Source organism: Prescottella agglutinans (assembly GCF_004011865.1).
Lineage (GTDB): Bacteria > Actinomycetota > Actinomycetes > Mycobacteriales > Mycobacteriaceae > Prescottella > Prescottella agglutinans.
Genome location: NZ_RKLP01000013.1, coordinates 74,552 through 97,481 on the forward strand (window position 1 = coordinate 74,552; position 22,930 = coordinate 97,481).

Genomic DNA, 22,930 nt, shown 5'->3' on the forward strand with positions numbered 1-22,930 from the left:
GTCAGCGGCAGAATGGCGGATGTGGCGTCATTCCCAGACGATACGCCGCGGCATTCCGGCGGCGATGCGATTGCGGAGATGGTCGACGCGCTACCGCTCGTCGACCACCACTGCCACGGCGTCGTGCGCGAAACCCTGGACCGACCGGCCTTCGAGGCGCTGCTGTGCGAGGCCGACCGGCCCGGGCCGTGGCACGGAAGTCTTTTCGACACGCAGGTCGGATTCTCGGTTCGTCGGCTGTGTGCGCCGATCCTCGACCTGCCGCCGCACGTCGGTCCGGACGAATACCTCGAAAGGCGTGCCGAACTCGGCGCCGACGAGGTTGCCGGGCGCCTGCTGCGGGCGACCGGAATATCCGAATTCCTCGTCGACACAGGCTTTCTGCAGGATCGGTTGACCGGGCCGGACGAGCTGGCGGCGTACGTGGGCGCGAGGGCGCACGAGGTGGCGCGGCTCGAACCGGTCGCCGAGCAGGTGATCGCCGAGCGCGGTGCCGGCACGTTCGCGGACACGTGCCGCAGCAGGCTCGCCGACGCGTCCCGCACCGCAATCGCCTTCAAATCCGTTGCGGCGTACCGGGTGGGCCTCGACCTGCCGCCGGAGCGCCCGTCGGACGCGGCCGTCTTCACCGCCGCGGTGCGGTGGGCGTCCGAGATCGCCGCCGGGGCCCCGGCGAGGCTGGCCGACGAGACCCTGGTCCGCTTCCTGATCTGGACCGCGGTGGACCTCGGTCTGCCTCTCCAGTTCCACGTCGGTTACGGCGACGCCGATGCCGATCTCGCGCACGGGGACCCGCTGCTGCTGACGCCGCTCCTCCGCGCCACCGCCGGGCGCGGGGTGCCGATCATGTTGCTGCACAACTACCCGTTCCACCGTCACGCCGCGTACCTGGCGCAGGTGTTCGACCACGTGTTCGTCGACGTCGGGCTCGCGGTGCAGAACGTCGGCGGCGACGGCGCGGCCCGCGTGCTCGCCGAGCTGCTGGAACTGGCGCCGTTCGGGTCGGTGCTCTTCTCCACGGACGGCTGCGGCCTTCCGGAACTGTTCCACGTCGGCACGGTGCAGTTCCGGACGGCGCTCACCGGGTTCCTCGAACGGGAGACGCGGCAGGGGCGGTGGTCACCCGTCGACGCCGAGCGGGTCGCGCGGCTGATCGCCGGCGACAACGCGCGCCGCGCCTACCGGCTCGGATCCGGCGCCCCACCGACCGATTAGTCCGAAACGCCGCGAAACGGGGCCCTGTGATCCAGGTCTCTCGCATGGCATAGTTTCGGGCCACACCGGCACGCCACATGGGGTGCATCGAGCGAGGAGCCGACAATGCTGAGCACGATGAACGATCTACCGCTTTCCGTCGCGCAGTTGCTGCGGCACGGGAGCACCGTCCACGCGGACGCCGAGGTCGTCACCTGGACCGAGGCCGGTGCGCGGCGGCGCTCGTATGCGGAGGTCGGTCGCCGGTGTGCGCAGTTGGCGCACGCGCTGCGCGGTCTCGGCGTCGAGGGCGACGAGCGGGTCGCGACGTTCATGTGGAACAACGCCGAGCACCTCGAGGCGTACCTGGCGGTGCCGTCGATGGGCGCGGTGCTGCACACCCTGAACATCCGACTGTTCCCGGACCAGCTGATCCACGTGGCCAACCACGCGGAGGACCGGGTGATCATCGTCGACGCGACACTCGTCCCGCTGCTCGCCCCGCAGCTGGCGCAGATGAAGACCGTCGAGCACGTGATCGTCACCGGCGACTCGGCGGCCGGGCTCGAGGCGCCCGAGGGCGTCCAGGTGCACACCTACGAGGGACTGATCGCCGGTCAGCCCGGCGACTTCGACTGGCCGGAGCTCGACGAGCGCAGCGCCGCCGCGATGTGTTACACCTCCGGCACCACCGGTGATCCGAAAGGTGTTGTCTACTCGCACCGTTCGCTCTACCTGCATTCGATGCAGGTGTGCATGAGCGACGGTCCCAACCTGGCGCAGGGGGACCGGGCGCTGGCAGTGGTGCCGCAGTTCCACGCGATGTCGTGGGGTCTGCCGTACGCGGCGTTCATGATCGGTGCGTCGTTGATCATGCCGGACCGGTTCCTGCAGCCCGGCCCGCTGGCGGAGCTGATCGCGGCCGAGCGCCCGACGTTCGCGGCGGCGGTGCCGACGATCTGGCAGGGCCTGCACCTGTACCTCGAACAGCACCCGCAGGACATCTCGTCGATGCGAGAGGTGCTCATCGGTGGGGCCGCGGTGCCGCCGTCGCTGATGCACGCGTTCGAGAACGACCACCAGGTCTCGGTGCTGCACGCGTGGGGCATGACCGAGACCTCGCCGCTCGGGTCGGTCGCCCGTCCGCCGGCCGGCGCCGCCGGGGAGGATCGGTGGAAGTACCGCTACACGCAGGGCCGCTTCCCGGCATCGGTGGAGGCGCGCCTGATCGACGACGACGGCAACCGGGTGCCGCACGACGGCCACAGCGTGGGCGAACTCGAGGTCCGCGGGCCGTGGATCACGGCGTCGTACTACGGCGTCGAGGCGCCGGACAAGTTCCGGGACGGCTGGCTGCGCACCGGTGACGTCGGCTCGATCACGCCCGACGGGTACCTGGCGCTGTCGGACCGGACCAAGGACATCATCAAGTCCGGTGGCGAGTGGATCTCCTCGGTCGACCTCGAGAACGCGGTGATGGGCCACCCGGCGGTCACCGAGGCCGCGGTGATCGCGGTGCCCGACGAGAAGTGGGACGAGCGGCCGCTCGTCGCGGTGGTGCTGCGCGAGGGCAGCGACACCACGCTCGACGAGTTGCGGGACTTCCTGGCCGACAAGGTGGCCAAGTGGCAGTTGCCGGAGAACTGGGCGGTGATCCAGGAGGTCCCCAAGACCAGCGTCGGCAAGTTCGACAAGAAGCGGCTCCGCGCCGACTTCCACGACGGGAACCTCGACGTCACCCGCCTGTGATGCGATGGACCTGCCACGCCGGGTCGGGGGTCGCCCCGGTCCACGCGCGCAGCAGCGCGTCGCTCGCGGGAAAGAGCGGGCGCGGCAGGTCCGCCGGGTCGACCCAGACCCATTCCGGAAAGATGTGCGGCTCACCGGGTCCCGTGGGGATGCCGGTGCTCCGCGCATGCACGCCGAAGACGACGCCTCCGCGGTGCGAACCGGCGTCGACCACCACCGTGAACCCCGCCGTCTCGGCAAGATCGGCGATCCCGGACTCCTCGAAGCACTCCCGTGCGGCCGCCTGCTCGATCGTCTCGCCGGCCTCGAGGTGACCCCCGGGCAGGCACCACGTCTCGGGCTCGGTGGGCTTGACCCTGCGACCCAGCAGGATTCGTCCGTCGGCGCGTTCGACGACGATGCCGACGCCGACCACGGGGCGCGAGGTACTCACGCGCGCTCGAGTCCGTCGTCGACGGACGGTGCGGGCGGGGCCGTCCACTTCGGCTCCGGCGGAGCCCAATTCGCCATCGCGTTGCGCACGTCGGAGAGGCGGTCGGCGATTCTCAGCGCGTCGCGCTGGTGGGCGCCGACGAAGCCGGTGTCGACCAGGTGATCGATCAACGTGACGAGTGGCCGCCAGAAGCCGTCGGCGGCGAGCAGGAACACCGGCTTGGTGTGCAGTCCGAGTTGCTGCCACGTCCAGATCTCGAAGAACTCGTCCAGCGTGCCGGCGCCGCCGGGCAGGACCACGAACGCGTCCGCCAGTGCGGCCATGCGCTGCTTGCGCGCGTGCATCGACTCGACGACCTCGAGGGACGTCAGGCGCGGATGGGCGATCTCCTTGTCCGCGAGATGCCGCGGAATCACCCCGATTGCCTCACCGCCACCGGCGACCACCGCGTCGGCCACGGCACCCATCAGTCCGACCCGGCCGCCGCCGTAGACCAGGCCGATGCCGGCCGCGGCGAGGTCGCGGCCGAACTCCGTCGCCGCCTCCAGGTGGGCGGGGTCGTGGCCGGTGGCCGATCCCATGAACGCGGTGATCCTCATTCCACTCCCTCGAATGCAACGCAACGTTGCGTTGTACTTTACCTCGTGGCAGGGTGTGGTCATGCCGGTATCCAGCGCCGACGCCCGCCGAGGCGGGCCTCGCAAGCGTGACCTCGTGTTGCGCACGGTCGTCGACGAACTTGCCGTGACGACGTATGCGCAGCTGACGGTCGAACGCATCGCGGAGGCGAGCGGGGTGCACAAGACGACGCTGTACCGGTGGTGGTCGGGCAAGCCCGAACTGGTGGCCGACGCCCTCGCGACCCTGATGGACACCGGGCCGGTGCCCGATACGGGCAGCACCCGCCGCGATCTCGTGGAATGGCTGACCGGGACCGCGCGCAACTATGCGGGCTCGCCGCTCGGCGTCGCGATGCCGGCCCTCATCAGTGATCTGGCCCGCACGCCCGAGGGGCTCGCCGCGTTCCGCGTCGCGTTCCTCGCCGAACGTCGCGCCAACTGCGCCGAGGTGATCGAGAGGGGAGTGGGCCGTGGGGATCTGCCGGCCGATCTCGACGTCGACCTGTTCATGGACACGCTCGCGGGCGCGGTGTTCTACCGTCAGGTGGTGACCGGCGGCCGCGTCGATTCGGACACCGCCGAGCGGGTGGTCGACCTGCTGCTACCTGCGGCGGGTGCCGCCCGCCGGTAGCGACTTCCGCGAGAACATCTGCGGCGCAGTGAAACCCGAGAAGAGTCTTCCGGCGGCGCGGTCGGCCGGATAAATCACGGGTGCGCATTCGAATCGAAACCCCAGCGTCGCCGTCGGGATCGAGATTCGTTGCTAGGCTCCACCTTGCTGCATCAATCGCAGAGGAGTCGGTCGTGATCGATTCGAGTACCCGAGTCATTCACCGCAATCTGGATGTCGACGGCGTCCGCGTCTTCTACCGGGAGTCCCTGCCGAAACGGACCGATGCGCCCGTGCTGCTTCTCCTGCACGGCTTTCCGTCGGCCTCGCACCAGTTCCGTCGACTCATCGACGTGCTCGGTTCACGCTACCGGTTGATCGCTCCGGACTGTCCCGGCTCGGGCTACACCGAGACGCCGGATCGGTTCGTCTACTCGTTCGACCGTCTCGCCGACGTCATCGAAGGCTTCGTCCAGCGACTGGGTCTGGAGCGCTTCGCGATGTACGTCTTCGACTTCGGCGCGCCGGTCGGATTCCGGGTCGCCGAACGCCACCCCGAGTGGATCTCCGGGCTGATCGTGCAGAACGGAAACGCCTACGCGGAGGGACTGGGCGACGCACTCCGTCAGCTCGTCGTCCTGGACCCCGAATCGCCGGGGACCGTCGACACCGTCGGCAGCTTCATGACCGCGGGCGCCACGCGCGGCCAGTACGAGACCGGTGTCCCGGACCCCGACCTGCTCGACCCGGACAGCTGGACCCTCGATCAACACTTCCTCGACTCGCCCGGCCGCAAGGACGCGCAGGCGGCGCTGCTCTTCGACTACCACTCCAATGTCGAGCGCTACGACCGCTGGCAGACCTGGTTGCGGACGCACACCCCGCCGACGCTCGTCGTCTGGGGTCGTCACGATCCGTTCTTCACCGAACCCGGGGCGGTCGCCTACCTGAACGATCTGCCGCACGCCGAGCTCCACCTCTTCGACACGGGCCACTTCGCGCTCGAGACCCACCTGCCGCGAATCGCGCCGCTGATCGCCGACTTCCTCGACCGGACGACGACCTAGGGCGCTCCGCGGGGGCGGCGGGTGGCGCCCGCCAGCCCGGCGGCCAGCACGAGAACGAGTGCGGCGCAGACGAAGGCCGAGCGGAAGCCGTCGCCGAGCATCGGCGTCACGACGAGCGGTCCGAGGATCTGGCCCAGCCCGTAGACGGCGGTGAGCGCTGCTGCGGCGCGCGGAATCCCCAGCCCGAGTGCCGAGTCCATGGCGAGCAGGGTGATACCCATGAAGGTCCCGCCGAACAGGACGGCCGCGACCAGGGCGGCCGCCGGACCGGCGACCAGCGCGGGCAGCAGCGCGGAGACGGCCTGCAGCAGCAGCGCGAGTGCGAGCAGTGACTCCGCGGACCAGCGGCGCAACGCTCTCGCCCACAGCAGCGGCGACGGGATCGCGGCGAGCCCGACCACCACCCAGGCCGCGGGGCCCGTCCACTCGGCGCCCCCGGCCGACACCGCCGCAACCAGGAACGTGCCGAGGATGATGTAGCCCAGGCCCTCGAGGAAGTAACCCGTGCCGAGGGTCCACCAGTGCACCGACGGGGAAGTGCGCGAGGGGGATCCGCCGGAAGGGGATGGGGGAGAAGCTCCCGGCGGCAGGTTCCAGGCGACGGCGGAGTAGCCGACCGTGACCGCGGCCGCGAGGACCCAGAGCACGGTCCACGACACGACCGGTCCGAGCGCCGCGACGAGAACGCCCGACGTCGCGATCCCGGCCCCGACGCCGGTGAACGTCACGCCCGCCGACGGATGGCCGACCACCGCGGTGGCGCAGTACACGAAGACCGCGGCACTGGCCATGCCGGCCACGACCCGCGCGGCCAGCCACACGCGGACGTCGGTGCCGGTGACCATGACGAGTTCGCTCACGACGAGCGCCAGGATCGCCGAACGGAAGAGGGTGCGCGAGCGTGCCCCGGCGGGATGGACGGCCAGCGCGATGGCGCCCAGGAAGTAGCCGAGGTAGTTGGCTGTCGCGACGAGGGCGGTGTCCGTGTGCGAGACCCCGGCCTGCTCCTGCATGAGGGGGAGCAGGGGCGTGTACACGAATCGGCCGACGCCCATCGCCGCGGCGAGTCCGGCGGCGGCGCGAACCACCGTCGCGCGGGCGTACCGGCGCGGCGCGACCGTCTCGGTCCGCATCGGCAGGTTCACTTCCTTCCCCCTTCGTCGCCTCGACGCTATGTGCGGCTCACGGCCGCACGGAAATGCCGGTTCGACGGCATCTATGCTCTGTGGTTATGAATGTCGAGTTGCGGCATCTGCGGGCGTTGATCGCGGTGATCGACGCCGGCACGTTCACGGCCGCCGCCGAGCGGCTCAACATCACGCAACCCGCACTGACGCGCACGATCCAGCAACTCGAGGCGACACTCGGAACCCGGCTGCTCGAGCGGACGTCGCGGTCGATGGCGCCGACCGAGGACGGGCAGGCGTTCGCCGAACGTATTCGCCTCGTCCTCGGTGATCTGGACGTCGCGATCGCGTCCGCGCAGGCCAACCGGACGGTGCGGCTGGGATTCAGCTGGCTGCTTCCCGATCCGTGGGCGCACGACACGATCGCCGCCTGCGAGGAACGCTCCGGTGCGCGGGTGTTGCTGCAGCGGTGCGACGACCCGGTGGCGGCGCTGCGGGACGGCGTCGTCGACGCCGCCGTGATGCGCGGGGAGGTTCCGCGTGGGGCACTGGCCGTGCATCACTTGTTCTCGGAGCCACGGATCGCCGCAGTCAGCGCCCGCTCACCCCTCGCGGAGCGGGACACCGTCACGTGGGGCGAGCTGGGAACGTATCCGCTGGTCGTCAACACGCTGACCGGGACGACCCGTGCCGAGTCGTGGACCGAGCCCGACCCGAGCCGAGAGATCGTGACCTGCACCAACTTCGACGAGTGGCTGGAACTGGTCGCGGCCGATCGGGGCGTGGGAGCGGTACCGGTGGCCGCCCGCCGCCGCGTGCACCATCACAACGTGCGTTTCGTCGACATCGCCGACGCGGCGCCCACCGCGGTGAGCCTCGTGTACGTCGCGAGCCGCGTGACTCCGCTGATGCGGGTCCTGCGGGACTGCGCGCTCGTCGAGGCCCACCGCCTCCGGGGCTGAGTCAGCCGAGGTCAGCCGACCTGCCGGTCGCCGGCCGCCACCTCGGCGCCCACGGCCCGTCGCAGCGCGGCCGCGAGGGCCGGCCGGTCGCCGCCGTCGACCACCGCGGCGATGTGGGCGTCGGGCCGGACGACCCACACCTCGTTCTCCTCGGCATTGGTTGCGGCCGTGAGCAGTCCGCTGGTGTCGACGTCGGCCAGCGCATGCAGCCGGATCGGGGCGTGCGTCGCGGCCAGGGCGATCTGCCGGACGTCGGCCGGGTCGACGGCGGCGCCGTGCAGCAGCAGCACACCGTGCCGGGCGATCTCCCGCAGCCGCGCGCAGCTCTGCCCGCGCACGGTCACCGGGACGTCCGGCACCAGCACGCCCGGAACCGGGGCGGGTGAGACACCCCGCTCCGGGCGGCCGGCGAACGGACGCCGCACGTCCGGCGTCGTCAGGGGGGAGTCGACGTACCAGAACGGTTCCGCCAGACGCCCCGAGTCCACGGCGGCCCGTGCCGCCGGATCGGACGCCGCGGTCTCGAGCACGGCCTTGCGCCGGGCGTGCTGCTCGTCGGTCTGCGGGACGAGGAAATCCATCGTCGCCGACGTCACCTCGAGGTTCTCGGCCGCCGCGGCGCGTCGCTCGAGGTCGTAGGTCTCCAGCAGGGACGCGTCGGCCCAGCCACGCAGCACGAACGCGAGCTTCCACGCGGCGTTCTCGGCGTCACCGACGCCGGAGTTCAGGCCGCGCGCACCGAACGGCGAGACGATGTGCGCGCAGTCCCCGGCCAGCAGCACCCGGCCCACCCGCATGCGGTCCGCGAGCCGGGCGTGGAAGCGGTACACCGACTTCCACACGATCCGGTACGGGGTGTCGCCGATGATCTGGCGGATCCGGGTGTCCAGCGCGCCGCTCTCGACCTCGGCGTCGAGGTCGTAGTCGCCGGGCACCTGCCAGTCGATGCGGAACGTCGAGTCCGGGCACGGGTGGATCAGCACCTGCCGGCCCGGGTTCCACTCGGGGTCGAAGTAGAAGCGGCGCTCGTTGCCCCAGCCGGGGATGTCGGCCTGGATGTCGCAGATGAGGAACTTGTCGTCGAACGACCGGCCGGGGAACCCGACGCCGAGCTGACGACGCAGCTCGCTGCTGCGCGAACCGGTGGCCATCACCGCGTAGTCGGCCGCCACCGTCACCGGGCCCGCGTCCGTCGCACACCCGAGCCGGACCTCGGCCGAGTCCTGGTCGATGCGCTCGACCGCGTGACCCCACCGCACCTCGATGAGCGGCTGCTCGGCGATGGCCTCGTCGAGCAGCTCCTCGGTGCGGGCTTGCGAGACGTTGACGAAGGGCGGGAACGGCGACAGTCCGTGGTCGACGAACTTCTGCGAGAACAGCTCGTTGTCGCGGTGGAACGTGCGCGCGGTGTCCCACGTGACGCCCTCGGACGCGATCTGCTCCCCGACGCCGATCGCGGCCCACACCTCGAGAACGTCCCGCTGCTGGCAGATGGCTTTGGACCCGATCGGGTCCCGCTCGGCCCGGCCGTCGAGCAGCACGACCCGTACGCCCCATCGGGCCAGCAGCAGCGCCGTGGTCTGGCCGACCGGACCGTTGCCGATCACCGCCACGGTTCCGGTGTGAATGTGGTTGACACCCATCGCAAATACTCCTGACGCTCGCCCGGATCAGCCCTGCAGCTGAGCCCAGACCTCGCGGTCGCGGTCCGCGGTCCAGATCACCGGGCGCTCGATGCCGGACAGCTCGTCCCACACGCGGGAGACGTCGAACGGCAGGCAGTGCTCGAAGATCGGCCAGTGGCCGTACTTCTCGAACAGGGCGGCGTGGGTGGCCTCGAAGGCCTCCTTGAGCGTGCCGCCACGCTGCTGGACCGCACCGACCTCGGTGAGCATCACGTTCAGGAAGTGCCGGGTCTGCTCGATCGCGGCGTCGACCTCCTCGCGGCCGCGGCTGACGGCGCCGCGTCCACCGATCAGCGCCTCGGCGCCCAGCGCCTTGATGCCGTCGAGAGTGCCTGTGGCCCAGTCGCGGTGGAATGCGTCGCCGGTGTAGAGCGCGGCCTGCGCCTCGACGAGGTCGCCGGCGAAGAGGATCTTCTGCTGGGGCAGCCAAGCGACGATGTCGCCCTCGGTGTGCCCGCGGCCGAGGTGCTTGAGCACCAGATCGCCGCGGTCACCGCCGAGGTCGATGGTCAGTTCGTCGGAGAACGTCAGGGTGGGCCAGGTGAGGCCGGGGACCGAGTCGGCGCCCTTCGCCAGACGCGGCATGCGGCCGAACTCGGACGCCCAGTCCTCCTTGCCGCGCTCGGCGATCAGCTTGCGGGTGTTGTCGTGCGCGACGATGATCTCGGCGTCGAACGCGGACGCGCCCAGGACCCGCACCGCGTGGTAGTGGGAGAGCACCAGGTAGCGCACGGGCTTGTCGGTGTGCTGGCGCAGCTTCGCGAGCCAGTCCTGCGCGGCGACCGGTGTCGCAAGGGCCTCGAAGCAGACGAGGAAGTCCTCGCCCTCGATCGCTCCCAGGTTGGGATCGCCCTCGGCCGTGAGCGCGTAGACGCCGTCGGCGAGGACCTCCAGGGTCTGCTCCTTCTCGCCGAGGTCGGCAGAGGAGGCGAAGGACAGTGCGGCCATGAGGTCACCTCGAATAGTCAAAGCTTTGATTGATAATGCGGACAAGGTAAGCCGTGTCACACGAGATATGCAAGTCTTTGACCAAATCCGATACGAAACTCGCGGGTGCGGGCTCTAATCTGTCCGGCATGACCGACGCCGACCGCGTGAACGCTGCGAGCCGTGACGGCCGCGAGGACATCGACGACCTCGACTTCCTGTCGTTCGTCGACTTCGCGGTGCGCAAGACGACCCGGGCCATGCCCGACGTCGACCCGGTGTCGATGAAACTCGTCCTGGAACTGACCCGTGTCGCCAGCGCGCTGGTCTACGACCTCGAATCCACCGTGCACCGTCCCGGCGGGTGGAGTTGGCCCGGCTTCCGGGTGCTGTTCGTGCTGTGGCTGGCCGGCCCCAGCGAGGCCAAGCGGGTGGCGAAGCTGTCGGGCATGAGCCGCGCGGCGGTGTCCGCCCTGGTCAACACCCTGGAACGCGATGGATACGTGACGCGTCGTCGCTCTGACGTGGATCGTCGGGCCGTCGAATTGCGGCTGACCGACGCCGGGCTCGAGGCCATCACCACCACGTACGCCGAGCACAACCGTCGTGAGCAGGTCTGGGCGAGCGCGCTCACCAAGCCGGAGCGGACGATCCTGATCGGACTGCTCGAGAAGCTGGCTACGTCGTCGTCGCCGGAGCTCCACACCCGCGACTGACCCGACCGAAAGGTCCGGATCGGGTCGGTTGCGCAGGTTTCCTGCATCGGCTGGCCGCCCCCTTGCATATTGTGACTGCCCTCACCTACGGTATGCCCACCACGCAGTGGTCAAAGCATTGACCACATGCCTCCCGCTCATATCCCCGAGGTGACCATGTCGCTTGGCCTGTCGCCGGCCGATGCCGCGCGCCCAGACTCCCCGGCTTCGCCGGATCCGTTAGCCGCCGATGCCGGCCTCGACGCGATTCTCGCCGTCGCTCGCCGTCGCCGTCGCGTCTCGCTCGTCTCCGCGGCGGTGCTCTTGATCGTCTTCATGGGCTACATCGTGCTGACGACCTCGACCAGCGTGCTGTCCGGTCGATTCGCCGGCCTCGGCCTGGCCTACTGGGCCGGGTTCGGGGTCTTCGTCGGGATCCTCGTCGTCGCGCAGTTCTACGTCCGCTGGGCGCGCCGCATGGACGGGATCATCGACGCCCACCTGGCCGAGCTCGAACTCCCGAAGGACGGTGAGTGACAATGGGTTTGAGTGTCACCATCGTGGTCGCCATCATCGGCGTCACGCTCGCGATCACGTACCTGGCCGCCAAGCGCAACACCTCCACCGACTCCCACTACGTGGCCGAGGGGCAGGTGGGGCCGATCGGCAACGGCCTGGCCATCTCGGGTGACTACGTCTCGGCGGCGTCGTTCCTCGGCATCACCGGCCTCATCGCGCTGTCCGGCTTCAACGGCTTCTACCTCGCGACCGCGGTCCCGCTGGCCTACCTGCTGGTGCTGCTGATCATCGCCGAGCCGCTGCGCAACCTCGGCCGGTTCACCCTCGCCGACGCCGTGGCCGCCCGGTTCGACGGTCGCGGGCTGCGCGCGTGCCTCGCCGTCACCACGATCGTCATCTCGGCGATGTACATGGTGATCCAGTTCGTCGGAGCCGGTCTGCTGGTGCAGGCCCTGCTCGGCATCAAGTTCTGGGTGGCCGTCGTGGTCCTGGGTCTGCTCATGGTCGTCTACACGATGTTCGGCGGCATGCTCGCCACCACGTGGGTGCAGGTGCTCAAGACGGGCCTGCTGCTCGGCGGCACCGCGCTGATCCTGTTCCTGGTGATGATGAAGTACGGCCCCAGCCCGTTCCACGTGGTCGACGCGGTTCCGGACGCGGTCGCGTCGTCGCACCCGCAGTCCACCACCAAGACGTTCGACATCATCTCGCAGCAGCTCGCGCTCGCCCTCGGCGTGATGGGTCTGCCGCACGTCATGGTCCGCTTCCTCACGGTCAAGGACGCCCGCGCCGCCCGCAAGTCCGGCGTCGTCGCGCTGTGGATCTTCAGCATCTTCTACCTGGTGCTGCCGTTCATCGGCTACGGCGCCCTCCGCGCGATCGGCAAGGACGAGATCGCCAAGGCGCACCCGCAGGGCAACCTCGCGGTGGTCCAGCTGGCACGTGAACTCGGCGGCCCGGTCCTCGAGGCGGTCATCATCGGCATCACGCTCGCGACGATCCTCGCGGTGCTCGCCGGTGTCGCGATCGCCACGTCCGGCGCCTTCGCCCACGACCTCTACACGCACGTCATCAAGAACGGAAACGCCTCGGCGGAAAAGCAATTGAAGGTCGCGCGGCTGTCGCTGCTCGGCATCGCGATCGTCGCGATGTTCCTCGCGCTGGGTGCGAAGGGCTTCAACCTCGGCTTCCTCGCCAACGTCGCGTTCGCCGTCGCGGCGAGCACCAGCCTGCCGGTGCTGCTGCTGAGCATCTACTGGAAGGGCTTCAACCGGGTCGGTGCCACGTGGGCGCTGGTCGGTGGCCTGATCGTCAGCCTCGGCCTGGTCGCGATCAGCCCGAACATCCTCGGCCCCACCGGACTGGTGCACGGGGTCGATCCGATCTTCCCGCTCACCATCCCCGCCCTGGTGTCGGTGCCCGCGGGCTTCCTGTTCGCCTACATCGGGTCGCTGGTCGGTCGTGGACGTCCCGACGCAGCCGGCACGGACTTCGCCGAGATCGAACGGCGGGCACTCATCGGTCGCTGACCGGAGTTCTACCAAGCCCCACCGAGTGCCGGCGGCTTCCAGCGGTCGTCGCAACACCCGATATCGGGAGTTGCGGCGACCGTGCTGTTTTCACGTCCGGAATGCCGCTACCTGAGCGGGTCGGTATGCCCGAGTAGGGTGCGCAGGATCGTTTCGGCACGGGTCCACAAGACCGCGCCGCCTATACCGGGCACGATATGTCGTCGCGCTTCGGGAATGCGGTCAGCCAGCGAACTTCCGAGGTCTGGGGAGTGGCTGGTGTCCTGTTCGCCGTACCAGAGATCGACGGGCACACTGATCGTCGTCAGATCGAACGGCCAGCGGCCCATGGCCAGGACCGTGTCACGGGCGTAGCCGGCAGGGCCCGAGGTGAACGCCTCCCTCAGACAGCGACGGTAGATGCGCTCGAACGTGGGGTCACGGTAGACGGCGAGGTCGGAGGCGGGGCTCGAGTCGATGACCATCTGCCACATGGTGTCTGCGTCCAATGTCGCGAAGAAGCGCTCCGCTTCGTCAGGGTCCGATGCAGTCAGGTCGACCAGTCCGCGGAGTTGCTCAGGCAGGGCGTCCGCGAACCACGGGGCTGCCACCTCGTCGGCGCCCGACACGATCGCGAGCGCGCCACTGATGCCCTCCGCCGCGCAGGCAAGCGCAAAGGGCGCGCCCTGAGAGTTGCCGACCATCGCGGGCCTGCCCAGCCCGCGCAGCGCGGCGAACTCGTCGACATCTGCGGCGAAGTCGCGAAACGACTTGCCGGGCTGCGGCGTCGACGCTCCCAAGCCTGGACGGTCGAGCGAGATGAGACGCACGCCGAGTGCCTCCAGGGCGCCCGCGCCGAAACCGAGTGATCGGGTGGTGGCAGCGCCCGATCACAGCAACACGGGAATCCCGTCGGGGCGACCCCATTCGGCCCACCCGATTACCCGCCCGTTTGCCACATGCAGTTCGCCCAACCGGGTCGGCTCCGAGATGTCGACACTCATAGTCGCAATTGTCGCCGACAGTGATCGCGGCTCGCCACCCGATTACGGCGGCCCTGCCTGCTTGCGGCGGGGCCTTCGTTGTCGAGAAGGTCGTCTACGACGCGCTGCCGGACCCGAACGGCGAGGGTGACACGTCGAACTGCATTGTGGTCGTGGCCTGTTCGCCCTCCGGCGGCGCGAAGGTGAAGACTGCGGTGTAGCGCCCGGCCTCGTGCAGCCGAACGGCCGACGTCGCGCCACCGATCGTGAGCGGCACCGTCGTGGTGTGGGTATCGCCGTCCGGCTCGGTGATCTCGAGCAGCACGGGTGAGGTTCCATCCGCGCCGACGGGCGTCGGCGTGACGACGACGGCGAGCGTGGTGATCGTGGAGGCGTACACCGTTCCGATCGGTGGTACCGCGGTGATCTGATACGTGGTCGCGGCGGATGCGGTAGGTGCCAACGCGAGCCAGGTGGCGCCGGCGAGGACGGCCACGGCGGCGGACGTGCGCGGGAAGGTCATACGAAATCCCTTCGTGTCGACGGCAACGACGGTCGATCGTCCGAAAGTTGCCACGCTACCGGTCCGCACCGTCGTTGGATTTCACCCGGATCGGGTGAAATTCGGCCTCAGAATCCCCAACCGAGCACGGCCGGACGGTCCGAGGCGAACGCCGAGTCGAGCAGGGCCAGATCGCGATCCGACTTCGCGTGCACCCGACCGGCGGCGGCGAACGGACGGGCGCGGTGGGACCCCAGATACAGACTGCCCAGCACGTCGAGATCGAGTGAGACGCGGGGTGATGCGTCGGTGCGTCGGCACCGCGCGCTGCCGTCACGTACCGTCAGCGCGAACGTGCCCCCGGCGCCGAGATACGGGTCGCGGACCTCGATGACCGTGTCGATGTCGACGGCGTACGTCCGGGCCTCCAGGGCCGCGGGTACATCCATGATCCGCAGCCACAGGTCGTCGGCCACGCGGGTGGTGCGCACCAGTCGAGAGTCGGTGAGCATCAGGCGCAGTGGATCGTCGACGGGCACGCTCGCCTCGATGAACGCCATCAGATCCAGCCCGCACAGGGCTCGCCACAGCGCGGCGTGGGCGTCGTCGGTGACCGCGATCAGTTCCTCGACGACAGCGGTGCGATTGTCGCCGTCACCGCGGCGCCGGAATATCGCGTAACCGTCGTGGCGCAGCAGGAAGAACAACGCCGTACCGCCACCGCGGCCGGACTCGGGGTCGGTGAACGTGAAGTCCCAGTGGGGTTTCGGGCGTGCCTGCGCGCCGGGTGTGATGCGCCGCCAGCGATCGTAGATCCCGGGCAGGTGCTGCTCGGCGGTCGCAGCATCGACCACTCGGACGCCGCCCGGGTCGGGCGCGTCGTCGCGGAATCGGGCGAAGCGGCGGTCGAGTGTCACTTCGGACGTGACAGTGGCGGGACCGTACCCGAACCGACCGTAGATTCCGGCTTCGCTCGCGGTCAGCGCGGCCAGCGGCACACCGTCGGCCACGATCTCGCGATGCAGGTGCGTGAACATCGCGCGCAGGACGCCGCGCCGCCGATGCGTTGGCGCCACCGACACCCAGGAGACGCCGCGGGTGGCTGACCGGTACCCGCCGGGGACCGTGATCTCGAGCGGCAGGTGGAGCGCGACACCGACCGGTACGCCGTCGTCGGTGGCCAGAACGACGTCCTCGATCTGCGTCAACGCCCTACCGAGGGACCGGTCCGGTTCCGCCGGGTGGTAGCCGAATCCCACCGAATCGAGAAGCTCGATCGCCGGCCAATCGCTATCGGTGGCGGTGCGGACCTGGATACCTGCTGTGGGCGTCATGCTTGCCGATGGTGGCAGCTTTCGGCACGGAACGCCCGCGAATATTCGGGCGGGTGCTCGACGACGGTGCGGCTCAGCGCTTCTTGCCGAACCGCAGCTTCCACGGCACCAGTGCCGATTCGAGCTGGACCCCGAGGCTCATCTTCGACACGCCCTCGGTGCGCTCCTCGAAACGGATCGGGACCTCGGCGATGCGCATGCCGCGGCTGGTGGTCCGGTAATTCATCTCCACCTGGAACGAGTAGCCGTTGCTGTGGATCGACGCGACGTCGATCGCCTCGAGGGTGCGGGCGTGCCACGCCTTGAAGCCGGCGGTCGCGTCCCGCACGCCGAGCCGCAGGATCGCGTTGACGTAGAAGTTGGCCCACGCCGACAGCGCCTTGCGGTGCCACGGCCAGTCGCTCGCGACCGCGCCGCCCGCGACGTACCGGGAGCCGAGGACGACGGCGGCATCGGTGGTGGTGAGGGTGCGGATCATCGTGGGGATGACCTCGGCCGGGTGCGAGAGGTCGGCATCCATCTGGATGACGATGTCGGCGCCGTCCTCGAGTGCGCGCGTCATGCCCGCGACGTAGGCGCGTCCGAGGCCGTCCTTGACGGTGCGGTGCAGCACCCGGATCGGGATCGCCCCGTCGATCGCCAGCTTCTCGGCGACCTCTCCGGTGCCGTCGGGGGAGTTGTCGTCGACGACCAGCAGGTGCAGGTTCGGTACCTCCAACGCCGCCAGCCGCTCGACGAGTTTCGGCAGATTGTCGCGTTCGTTGTACGTGGGTACAACGACGGTCGTCTTCGGCGAGCTGGTGTCCATGGTGCCTTCCTGGAGATCACACGGTGTCGTCTCCCGCGAAACCGAGTCTGGTCATGAATGCAGGCGAAGGCAACTTACCTGGGGGATTCCGCGCGTTCACGGGGCTACTGGGTGATGTTCACCATCCACGAGACGCCGAACCGGTCGGCGCAGGCGCCGAACAGATCGCCCCACATCTGCTTCTCGAGGGGCACCTGGACGGTGCCCGACGAGGACAACTTCTCCCAGTAGCCGCGGAGTTCGTCGGCGTCGTCGCCGCTCAGGCTCACCGCCATGTCGGTGCCGACCTTGTGTTCCATACCAGGCGGTGTGTCGGCGCCCATGATCGTGAAACCGTTGTCGGTCTCGAGCATCGCGTGCATGATCTTGTCCCCGTCTTCGGGCGACCCGAACTCGCCGAAGGTGCTCATGTTCAGGGTGCCGCCGAAGACGCTCTTGTAGAACTCCATCGCCTCGCGCGCATTGCCGGCGAAGCTGATGTAGGGATTGAGGCGAGAGGCCACGGGATGCTCCTAAGGTCGTCCGGAATCTGTCGATCGGTGACGCGGAACTACTCTTCGCGTCCTCGACGGTACCGCCGATCACTGCGACTCGGGGCGGTTCGCGGGGAGCGCCACGGCGGGACGGCGGCGAGCGTCACGGCCCGCAGCACCCATTCGGCGGGGCCGTACGGATGTCCCCGCAGCCAGAGGCGGCTCGCCGCCATCTGCCCGGCGAACACGACCGGCACGACGGCCATCACCGCGAGCGGCGGCAGCCGATCGACCAGACCGAGGCCGTAGCCGGTGAACAGCACACCGAGAAGTAACGACTGGACCAGGTAGTTGGTGAGTGCCGTCTTGCCCATCGGCGCCAGTGCGGTCTCGACCCGACGGCCGAGGGTGGTCCGGAACAGCAGCAGCGCTGCCACCACGTAAGCCGCGGAGAGTGCGGGCGCGGTGAGCTGCCCGAATCCGAACGCCACCGTCTCCAGCCCGCCTCCGGGTGCGTACGCGGCGGCGAGGGCATACGTCGCGGCACCGATCAGGCCGATCGGGAGACCGAACGCGAGCACGCGCTTCATGACGTCGCGGTACCGCTCGGGATCGGCGAACACCCGCAGTCGACCGGCGGCGAAGCCGAAGAAGAACATCGCCATCGCGCTCGGACCCTGCAGCACCCACAGGGCACCGAGCGTGTCCGGGAGATGCCCGGAGTGGAAGCCCAGGGTGGCCGCCGCGTCGCCCCGGAACGCCGTGAGCTTGTCGGCCGCGTCGGAGGCGGCCGGGCCGGTGACGTCGCCGGTGGCGAGTTGCGCGCCGCCCAGGAGCATCCACACGGCGGACGACGCGACGATCAGCGTCGTCCCCACCCGGAGCGCGGTGGTCGGTGAGACGTTCCGGCAGGCCAGGAGGACGAGCCCGAGAAGGGCGTACGTGGAGAGGATCTCGCCGTAGTACAGGGCGGCACCGTGCAACAGCCCGATCACCAGCAGCCCGCCCTGCCGGCGCAGCATCCGCGGCACGAACCCGCGGCCCGCCCGCTCCGCCGCGGCCATCTGCAGCGTGAAGCTGTACCCGAACAGGAACGAGAACAACAGGTAGAACTTGGTCTCGAACAGCAGCGACACGACGAAACGCACGACGTGATCGAGCCCGGAGTCGAAGCCCGGGTTCGTCTCCGTCGATGCGTAGTACGGATCCGCGAAGGCCCAGATGTTGACCGCCAGGATGCCGAACAGGGCGAACCCGCGCAGCGCGTCGACGTTCTGCAGGCGGCGGGCGCGTTCCGGAGCCCGCGTCGTGGCTTCGCTCATGACGGCACTCCCCGGAGAAGCTGGCTGACGATGCGGCGCAGCACCGCGGACTGCGCTTCGGGTCGGAAGGCGGGATCGGCGGCGACGCGGGCGAACATGCCGTCGACGAGCGCGGCGATCCAGGTCGCCGCGTCCTCGGTGGTCAGATCGGTATCGAGTTGGCCCGCCGCCGCCGCGCGTTCGAGCAGGTCCTCGAGACCCTTCCGGAAACCCAGATCGCCGGCCTTGAACCGCACCGCGACGTCCTCGTCGCGGTGGGCGAGCGCCGAGACCTCCAGCGCCAATCCGGAGTATGTGGAGTCGGCGGCCAGGCGGCAGACGTCGTCGAGCAGTCCCAACAGCGCGTCGAACGGGTCGTCCGCCGTGGCGAGTTCCGCGACCGACGACGCGGTCTGGGTGCCGTCACGCTCGATCAGCGCCAGCAACACCGCCTGCTTGGTCGGGAAGTAGTGGAAGAGGTTGCCGGAACTCATGCCCGCCTGCGCGCAGATGTCCGCCGTGCGGGTCGCGTGGTACCCGCGCTCGGCGAAGCAGCGGGCCGCGGCGTCGAGTAGTTCGGTTCGCTTGGCCGCCCGGGCAGCCTCGTCGACGGTTCGCACGCGTCCTCCCACCGTTCGAAACTATTAATTGAGCAGTCACTTAATTAATAACTCGAGTGTTCGGCGGGTGCAACACATGGACTCCGGCGTCCGCGCAGAAGAAAACCCGGGCGGTCCTGGTCGGGGTCAGGACCGCCCGGGTGCTTGGGGGCGAGCTCGTCAGAGGACGAGCTTCTTCGCCAGCTTCGCGATCGTCATCTGCTCCATACCGAGGCCGTCGGCCAGGTAGGCGATCGGGCCGCCGTAGTCCGCGCGCATCTGCTCGAACGCGGCTGCGAGGTAGGTCTTGTCGACACCCAGGACGGGTTCGATGTTCAGCGCGGCCTGTTCGCCGAGGCCGGCCCGGATCTGGGCGAGCGCCTGCGCGTTCGACTCCGCCAGGTACTCGTTGCTGAGCAGGTAGTCGTCGATGATGGTCTGCTCCTGCACGCCGGAGAGGGTCAGCAGGAGAGCGGAGATCCAGCCGGTGCGGTCCTTGCCCCCGGTGCAGTGGATGAGCACGGGCCCGTCGCTGTCCGCGATCGCGGTCAGCGCCTGCTTGAGGCCCTCACGCTTGGCCGGGTCGGTGATGAAGCTGCGGTTGACGTCCACCATGAACTGCCGACCCTCGTCGGGCGACTGGAGCGACTGTGCCAGCGCCGCCAGATCGCCGAAGTCGATCGGGATGTTCGTGTAGTCGGCCCCGGCCGGGATCTTGTCGGCGCCGCCGACCAGCGGATCGGCGATCTCGGTGGCGCTGCGCAGGTCGTAGACGTGCTTGATGTTCAGTGACGCCAGGGTCGCCAGGTCCTCGTCGCTGGCGGACGCCAGATCGTTCGAGCGGTAGATCACACCACGCTTCAGGTGGCGGTTGGCGAGGGCCTCGTAGCCGCCGCCCTCGTTGCCGGCGACGTCGCGGAAGTTGGCGATCGACGACAGGCGCGGTGTCGGGTCGAGGTGGACGTCGGCCGAGCCGGAGCCGAGGGATCCCATCGCCCCGGCAGGGTTGGGCGGTGCGGTGGTGGTCGGGTCCGGAGTGGTCGTCCCGTCCGGGTCCGGGGTGGTGCCGAGGGATCCCAGCAGCTCCGCAGGGATTTCCAGCGTGGGCGGTGGAGTGGTGGTGGTGGTGGGCGTTTCGGTCGTGTCCTGCGCGGAGGCGATCATGTTGCCGGTGAGGAGCATTCCGCCGGCGAGAAGCAGGGCCGTGGCGGACCGGGTGGTCCGCACGCGTAACGGGCTGGAGCCTGCCTGCATATCGGTTCCTTTCGTTGTGTGGGGCTGTGTGTTTCAGGGGGCGACGTCGGCGGCGCCGGTGAATCCGTATCGGTCGCAGGGGCCGATGATTCCGACCTCGAACAGGCCGGAGCCGACGTGGGTGTCGCCGTTTTCGGTGAGGGTGAAGCGGGCGAGGTTGTCGACGGGGCAGAAGAGTTTCTTCCAGGGTTCGATGTCGGCGACCTTTTCGCGCAGGCCTTGGACGACGAGTTCGCCCTGCCACATGCCGTGGCGCCAGTCCTGTTCGAGTCCGTAGCCGGTGCCGACGCCGAGGTAGTGGGGGAGTACGGGTTCGCATGTGACGGTGAGAATCTCGTCGGGCTTGCCGTAGCCGCCGGGGCGGTGGAATTCGAGGGTGGCGCGGTCGACCTCGCGGGTGCCCGGCACGAACGTGAGGTCGTGTTCGGGCCGGCCGAGCCATTCGGGTTCACGCGAGCGGTCCGTCCAGACGCGGGTGGCGTCCTCGATGATCCGGCGACCGTGCCGGTCTTCCTGCATGATCGCGACGATGGAGAAGTCGTCGAACTGCATGATGGTGTAGATCCAGAAGAAGTTCTGCTCGGCGGCGAGCGCGGGATCGGCGCGGCGTCCGGGCGGTTCGGCCTCGCCGACGGGGCGCACGCCCCAGGAGCGGTCGCGGTTGCCGCGCCAGGTGTCGGGGGTGACGGGGATGGTCTCGCCGTCGACGGTGAGCGTCCCGCTCCAGCGGCCGGTCTGCACGAACCGTTGGGTGTCGAAGGTGACCCGCTCGAGCTGGCGGTGGAAGTGGCGGGCCTCCAACGCTGCCGGGACGTCGGATTCGAAGACCAGGTCGAAGGACAGGTCCGGTGCCTCCGCGGTGGGTTCGAGGACGACGCGCAGGCGGTGCAGGCCCTCGAGGACTTCGATGCGCAGCGGCCCGACGGTGACGTCCATGCGGTCGGAGCCGAGGGCCTTGGAGGCGCGGGTGACGATGTGGTCGTCGCCGCGGCGCAGGACCGCGAAGCCGTCGGTGACACCGAGATTCGGATACTGCCCCAGGCCGACAATGAGGAACAGGGGCTGCCCGTCGTGGTCGAGTCCGGGATGGCAGTTGAAGTAGTAGCGGTCGTAGAAGTTGCGGTCCGAGGTGCCGACGTGTCGGATCGGTTCGGCGATCTGGTGGACCGGGAAATCGTCCATGGGCGAAAGCATCACGCGACCTCCTGCCCGGCGACGCGGGCCCAGTAGGTGCCGTCGAGCATCTCCTCGACCGTCTTGCGGTGCAGGATCATGTCGTCGGGGTCGGCGGGGGCTTCGGCCTGGCCGAACGCGACGGCCCGGCTCTGGACGCGGAACATGATGATGGCGTGCCGCAGGGCGGCGTAGAGGGTGTAGAAGTCGAGATCTGTTGCACGATGGCCGGTGAGGTCGCGGTAGGTGCCCACGACGTCGTCGCGGCGCAGGAGATCCGGGAGTCCGGGTAGCCCCGCCATCGTGGCCAGATCCTCGAAGAACCTGTGGATGAAGATCATCCAGGCCAGGTCCAGTTCGCGGGGGCCGAGGGTGGCCATCTCCCAGTCGAGGACCGCGACGGGTTCGAAGTCGCGGTAGATGATGTTCCCGATCCGCGAGTCGCCCCAGCACAGGACGGCCGGTCCGGCGGGGGTGGGCCAATTGTTGTCGAGCCAGTCGAGCCCGCGCTCGATGAGCGGCGAGCGGGGACCGGTCTGCACCGCCCATTCGTAGTAGCGGCGCTGGCCGTCCACGTGCGCGCGCAGCGCGGCGTCCGCGGTCACGGTGTCGGTCCCGGGGGCCGGGTTCAGGCTCGGAAACAGCTGCGCGGGTGCGGGTATCGCGTGCAGGTCGGCGAGCACACGGACCGACGAATCCTGCAGGCGCCGGCGCTCCTCCGGCGAGCCCTCGGACAGCCAGGACCCGCCGAAGTTGTAGGGCATCACGTCCGGCGGGACCTGCCCGTCGAGTCGTTCCATCACGAAGAACTCCCCGCCGAGGGCCTCCGGGGAGGTTTCGGACCAGTACACGCGCGGCACCGGCACCGACGAGTGCGCGCCGACCGCCTTGATCACCTGGTACTGCTGGTCCAGGTCGTAGGTGGGGAAGATCGGCACCCCCGACGGGGCCGGCGCGATCCGCGCGACCAGGTAATGGTGGTGACGTCCGTCGTCCTCGTTCCACAGCGCGTCGAACAGGATCGTCTCGTTCGACATCCCGTTCGCGGCCGGGACCTGCACGTCGGTGACCTCGGGGTCCGCGCCGGCGGGGAGCTTGGTGCCCAACCATGCCTGCAGGCGGGTGGCGAGTTCGCCGGGGTCGGTGCGGGAGGCGACGGGCCGGGCGACCTCGGAGAAGTCCTGATCCCCGGTTGCCTTCTCGGAACTCATGGCGACCTTTCGACGGTCGGAGGCGCGCGACGCCTCACGTGCGTTGAAAAACGGTGCGGCACAGCTGGTACAGCGAGTTCTGGTTGCGGCCCGGTGACACTCTCGGGGCGCAAGGAGCGCTAGTCGATACGTTGCGTATCGTCTTTGACGTGACACAATGTAACGACCATCACACTTCGACGCAAGGGGTCTCCTC

Annotated in this window: 23 protein-coding genes; 8 read left to right on the forward strand and 15 right to left on the reverse strand. The window is 69.3% G+C overall.

The features are described 5' to 3' along the window. Positions 1 to 12: 12 nt before the first annotated feature. Together EGT67_RS22270 and EGT67_RS22275 are read left to right on the forward strand one after the other, a co-directional pair. Positions 13 to 1,215, forward strand: coding sequence for an amidohydrolase family protein (locus EGT67_RS22270; protein ID WP_241566197.1), 1,203 nt, complete (start codon positions 13 to 15; stop codon positions 1,213 to 1,215). Between the two features lie 105 nt (positions 1,216 to 1,320). After that, on the forward strand, positions 1,321 to 2,943 hold the full coding sequence (locus EGT67_RS22275; RefSeq protein ID WP_127918278.1) for a long-chain fatty acid--CoA ligase: 1,623 nt from the start codon (positions 1,321 to 1,323) through the stop codon (positions 2,941 to 2,943). Here the strand turns inward: EGT67_RS22275 and EGT67_RS22280 are convergent. Continuing rightward, on the reverse strand, positions 2,930 to 3,376 hold the full coding sequence (locus tag EGT67_RS22280) for a nucleotide triphosphate diphosphatase NUDT15 (protein ID WP_164877639.1): 447 nt from the start codon (positions 3,374 to 3,376) through the stop codon (positions 2,930 to 2,932). The genes EGT67_RS22275 and EGT67_RS22280 overlap by 14 nt on opposite strands. Continuing rightward, a complete protein-coding gene (locus EGT67_RS22285) occupies positions 3,373 to 3,975 on the reverse strand; it encodes an LOG family protein (RefSeq protein ID WP_127918280.1) in 603 nt (200 codons plus the stop codon). The genes EGT67_RS22280 and EGT67_RS22285 overlap by 4 nt, the downstream gene beginning before the upstream one ends. A 13-nt stretch (positions 3,976 to 3,988) precedes the next feature. Between EGT67_RS22285 and EGT67_RS22290 the strand changes: the two genes are divergently transcribed. Further along, entirely contained in the window at positions 3,989 to 4,627 is a 639-nt protein-coding gene (locus EGT67_RS22290) for a TetR/AcrR family transcriptional regulator (protein WP_241566187.1), read from the forward strand. A 173-nt stretch (positions 4,628 to 4,800) separates the two neighbouring features. After that, positions 4,801 to 5,673: an alpha/beta fold hydrolase gene (locus EGT67_RS22295; protein WP_127918281.1), complete on the forward strand. Its 873-nt coding sequence runs from the start codon at positions 4,801 to 4,803 to the stop codon at positions 5,671 to 5,673. Here the strand turns inward: EGT67_RS22295 and EGT67_RS22300 are convergent. Further along, a complete protein-coding gene (locus EGT67_RS22300; protein ID WP_127918282.1) occupies positions 5,670 to 6,806 on the reverse strand; it encodes a YbfB/YjiJ family MFS transporter in 1,137 nt (378 codons plus the stop codon). The two genes, EGT67_RS22295 and EGT67_RS22300, sit on opposite strands and share 4 nt — an antisense overlap. 98 nt (positions 6,807 to 6,904) lie before the next feature. Here EGT67_RS22300 and EGT67_RS22305 point away from each other — a divergent pair, with 98 nt between their 5' ends. Then, a complete protein-coding gene (locus tag EGT67_RS22305; protein ID WP_127918283.1) occupies positions 6,905 to 7,762 on the forward strand; it encodes a LysR family transcriptional regulator in 858 nt (285 codons plus the stop codon). An 11-nt stretch (positions 7,763 to 7,773) separates the two neighbouring features. On the opposite strand, the gene EGT67_RS22310 is transcribed toward EGT67_RS22305, so the two are convergent. Further along, positions 7,774 to 9,405, reverse strand: a complete 1,632-nt coding sequence (locus tag EGT67_RS22310) for an FAD-dependent monooxygenase (RefSeq protein ID WP_127918284.1) — start codon at positions 9,403 to 9,405, stop codon at positions 7,774 to 7,776. Positions 9,406 to 9,432: 27 nt separating this feature from the next. Beyond that, positions 9,433 to 10,395: an MBL fold metallo-hydrolase gene (locus EGT67_RS22315; protein ID WP_127918285.1), complete on the reverse strand. Its 963-nt coding sequence runs from the start codon at positions 10,393 to 10,395 to the stop codon at positions 9,433 to 9,435. A gap of 128 nt (positions 10,396 to 10,523) precedes the next feature. Here EGT67_RS22315 and EGT67_RS22320 point away from each other — a divergent pair, with 128 nt between their 5' ends. The 3 genes from EGT67_RS22320 (at position 10,524) to EGT67_RS22330 (ending at position 13,117) form a co-directional block, all read left to right on the forward strand. Continuing rightward, entirely contained in the window at positions 10,524 to 11,090 is a 567-nt protein-coding gene (locus tag EGT67_RS22320; RefSeq protein WP_127918286.1) for a MarR family winged helix-turn-helix transcriptional regulator, read from the forward strand. 126 nt (positions 11,091 to 11,216) lie between these two features. Continuing rightward, a complete protein-coding gene (locus EGT67_RS22325) occupies positions 11,217 to 11,606 on the forward strand; it encodes a DUF485 domain-containing protein (protein WP_127918287.1) in 390 nt (129 codons plus the stop codon). Positions 11,607 to 11,608: 2 nt separating this feature from the next. Beyond that, the gene (locus EGT67_RS22330; protein WP_127918288.1) at positions 11,609 to 13,117 is read left to right on the forward strand and encodes a solute symporter family protein; all 1,509 of its coding nucleotides are present in this window, start codon (positions 11,609 to 11,611) and stop codon (positions 13,115 to 13,117) included. Positions 13,118 to 13,224: 107 nt separating this feature from the next. On the opposite strand, the gene EGT67_RS22335 is transcribed toward EGT67_RS22330, so the two are convergent. The 10 genes from EGT67_RS22335 to EGT67_RS22380 form a co-directional block, all read right to left on the reverse strand. After that, entirely contained in the window at positions 13,225 to 13,941 is a 717-nt protein-coding gene (locus tag EGT67_RS22335) for an alpha/beta fold hydrolase (protein WP_277750171.1), read from the reverse strand. Between the two features lie 253 nt (positions 13,942 to 14,194). Further along, positions 14,195 to 14,602, reverse strand: a complete 408-nt coding sequence (locus tag EGT67_RS22340) for a hypothetical protein (RefSeq protein ID WP_127918289.1) — start codon at positions 14,600 to 14,602, stop codon at positions 14,195 to 14,197. 107 nt (positions 14,603 to 14,709) lie between these two features. Beyond that, positions 14,710 to 15,915, reverse strand: coding sequence for an enhanced intracellular survival protein Eis (locus EGT67_RS22345; RefSeq protein ID WP_127918290.1), 1,206 nt, complete (start codon positions 15,913 to 15,915; stop codon positions 14,710 to 14,712). 73 nt (positions 15,916 to 15,988) lie between these two features. Next, entirely contained in the window at positions 15,989 to 16,723 is a 735-nt protein-coding gene (locus EGT67_RS22350) for a polyprenol monophosphomannose synthase (RefSeq protein ID WP_127918291.1), read from the reverse strand. Positions 16,724 to 16,827: 104 nt separating this feature from the next. Continuing rightward, positions 16,828 to 17,226, reverse strand: coding sequence for a VOC family protein (locus tag EGT67_RS22355; RefSeq protein ID WP_127918292.1), 399 nt, complete (start codon positions 17,224 to 17,226; stop codon positions 16,828 to 16,830). A gap of 47 nt (positions 17,227 to 17,273) precedes the next feature. Beyond that, positions 17,274 to 18,518, reverse strand: a complete 1,245-nt coding sequence (locus tag EGT67_RS22360; protein WP_127918293.1) for a DUF418 domain-containing protein — start codon at positions 18,516 to 18,518, stop codon at positions 17,274 to 17,276. Further along, on the reverse strand, positions 18,515 to 19,117 hold the full coding sequence (locus tag EGT67_RS22365) for a TetR/AcrR family transcriptional regulator (protein ID WP_127918294.1): 603 nt from the start codon (positions 19,115 to 19,117) through the stop codon (positions 18,515 to 18,517). Before EGT67_RS22365 ends, EGT67_RS22360 begins: the two co-directional genes overlap by 4 nt. A gap of 159 nt (positions 19,118 to 19,276) precedes the next feature. Beyond that, the gene (locus EGT67_RS22370; protein ID WP_127918295.1) at positions 19,277 to 20,350 is read right to left on the reverse strand and encodes a tyrosine-protein phosphatase; all 1,074 of its coding nucleotides are present in this window, start codon (positions 20,348 to 20,350) and stop codon (positions 19,277 to 19,279) included. A 33-nt stretch (positions 20,351 to 20,383) separates the two neighbouring features. Next, positions 20,384 to 21,544 carry an Rv3169 family protein gene (locus tag EGT67_RS22375; protein WP_127918404.1) on the reverse strand — a complete coding sequence of 387 codons (1,161 nt, stop codon included), beginning with the start codon at positions 21,542 to 21,544 and terminating at the stop codon, positions 20,384 to 20,386. Beyond that, positions 21,544 to 22,734: a phosphotransferase family protein gene (locus EGT67_RS22380; protein ID WP_127918296.1), complete on the reverse strand. Its 1,191-nt coding sequence runs from the start codon at positions 22,732 to 22,734 to the stop codon at positions 21,544 to 21,546. The genes EGT67_RS22375 and EGT67_RS22380 overlap by 1 nt, the downstream gene beginning before the upstream one ends. Between the last annotated feature and the right edge of the window lie 196 nt (positions 22,735 to 22,930).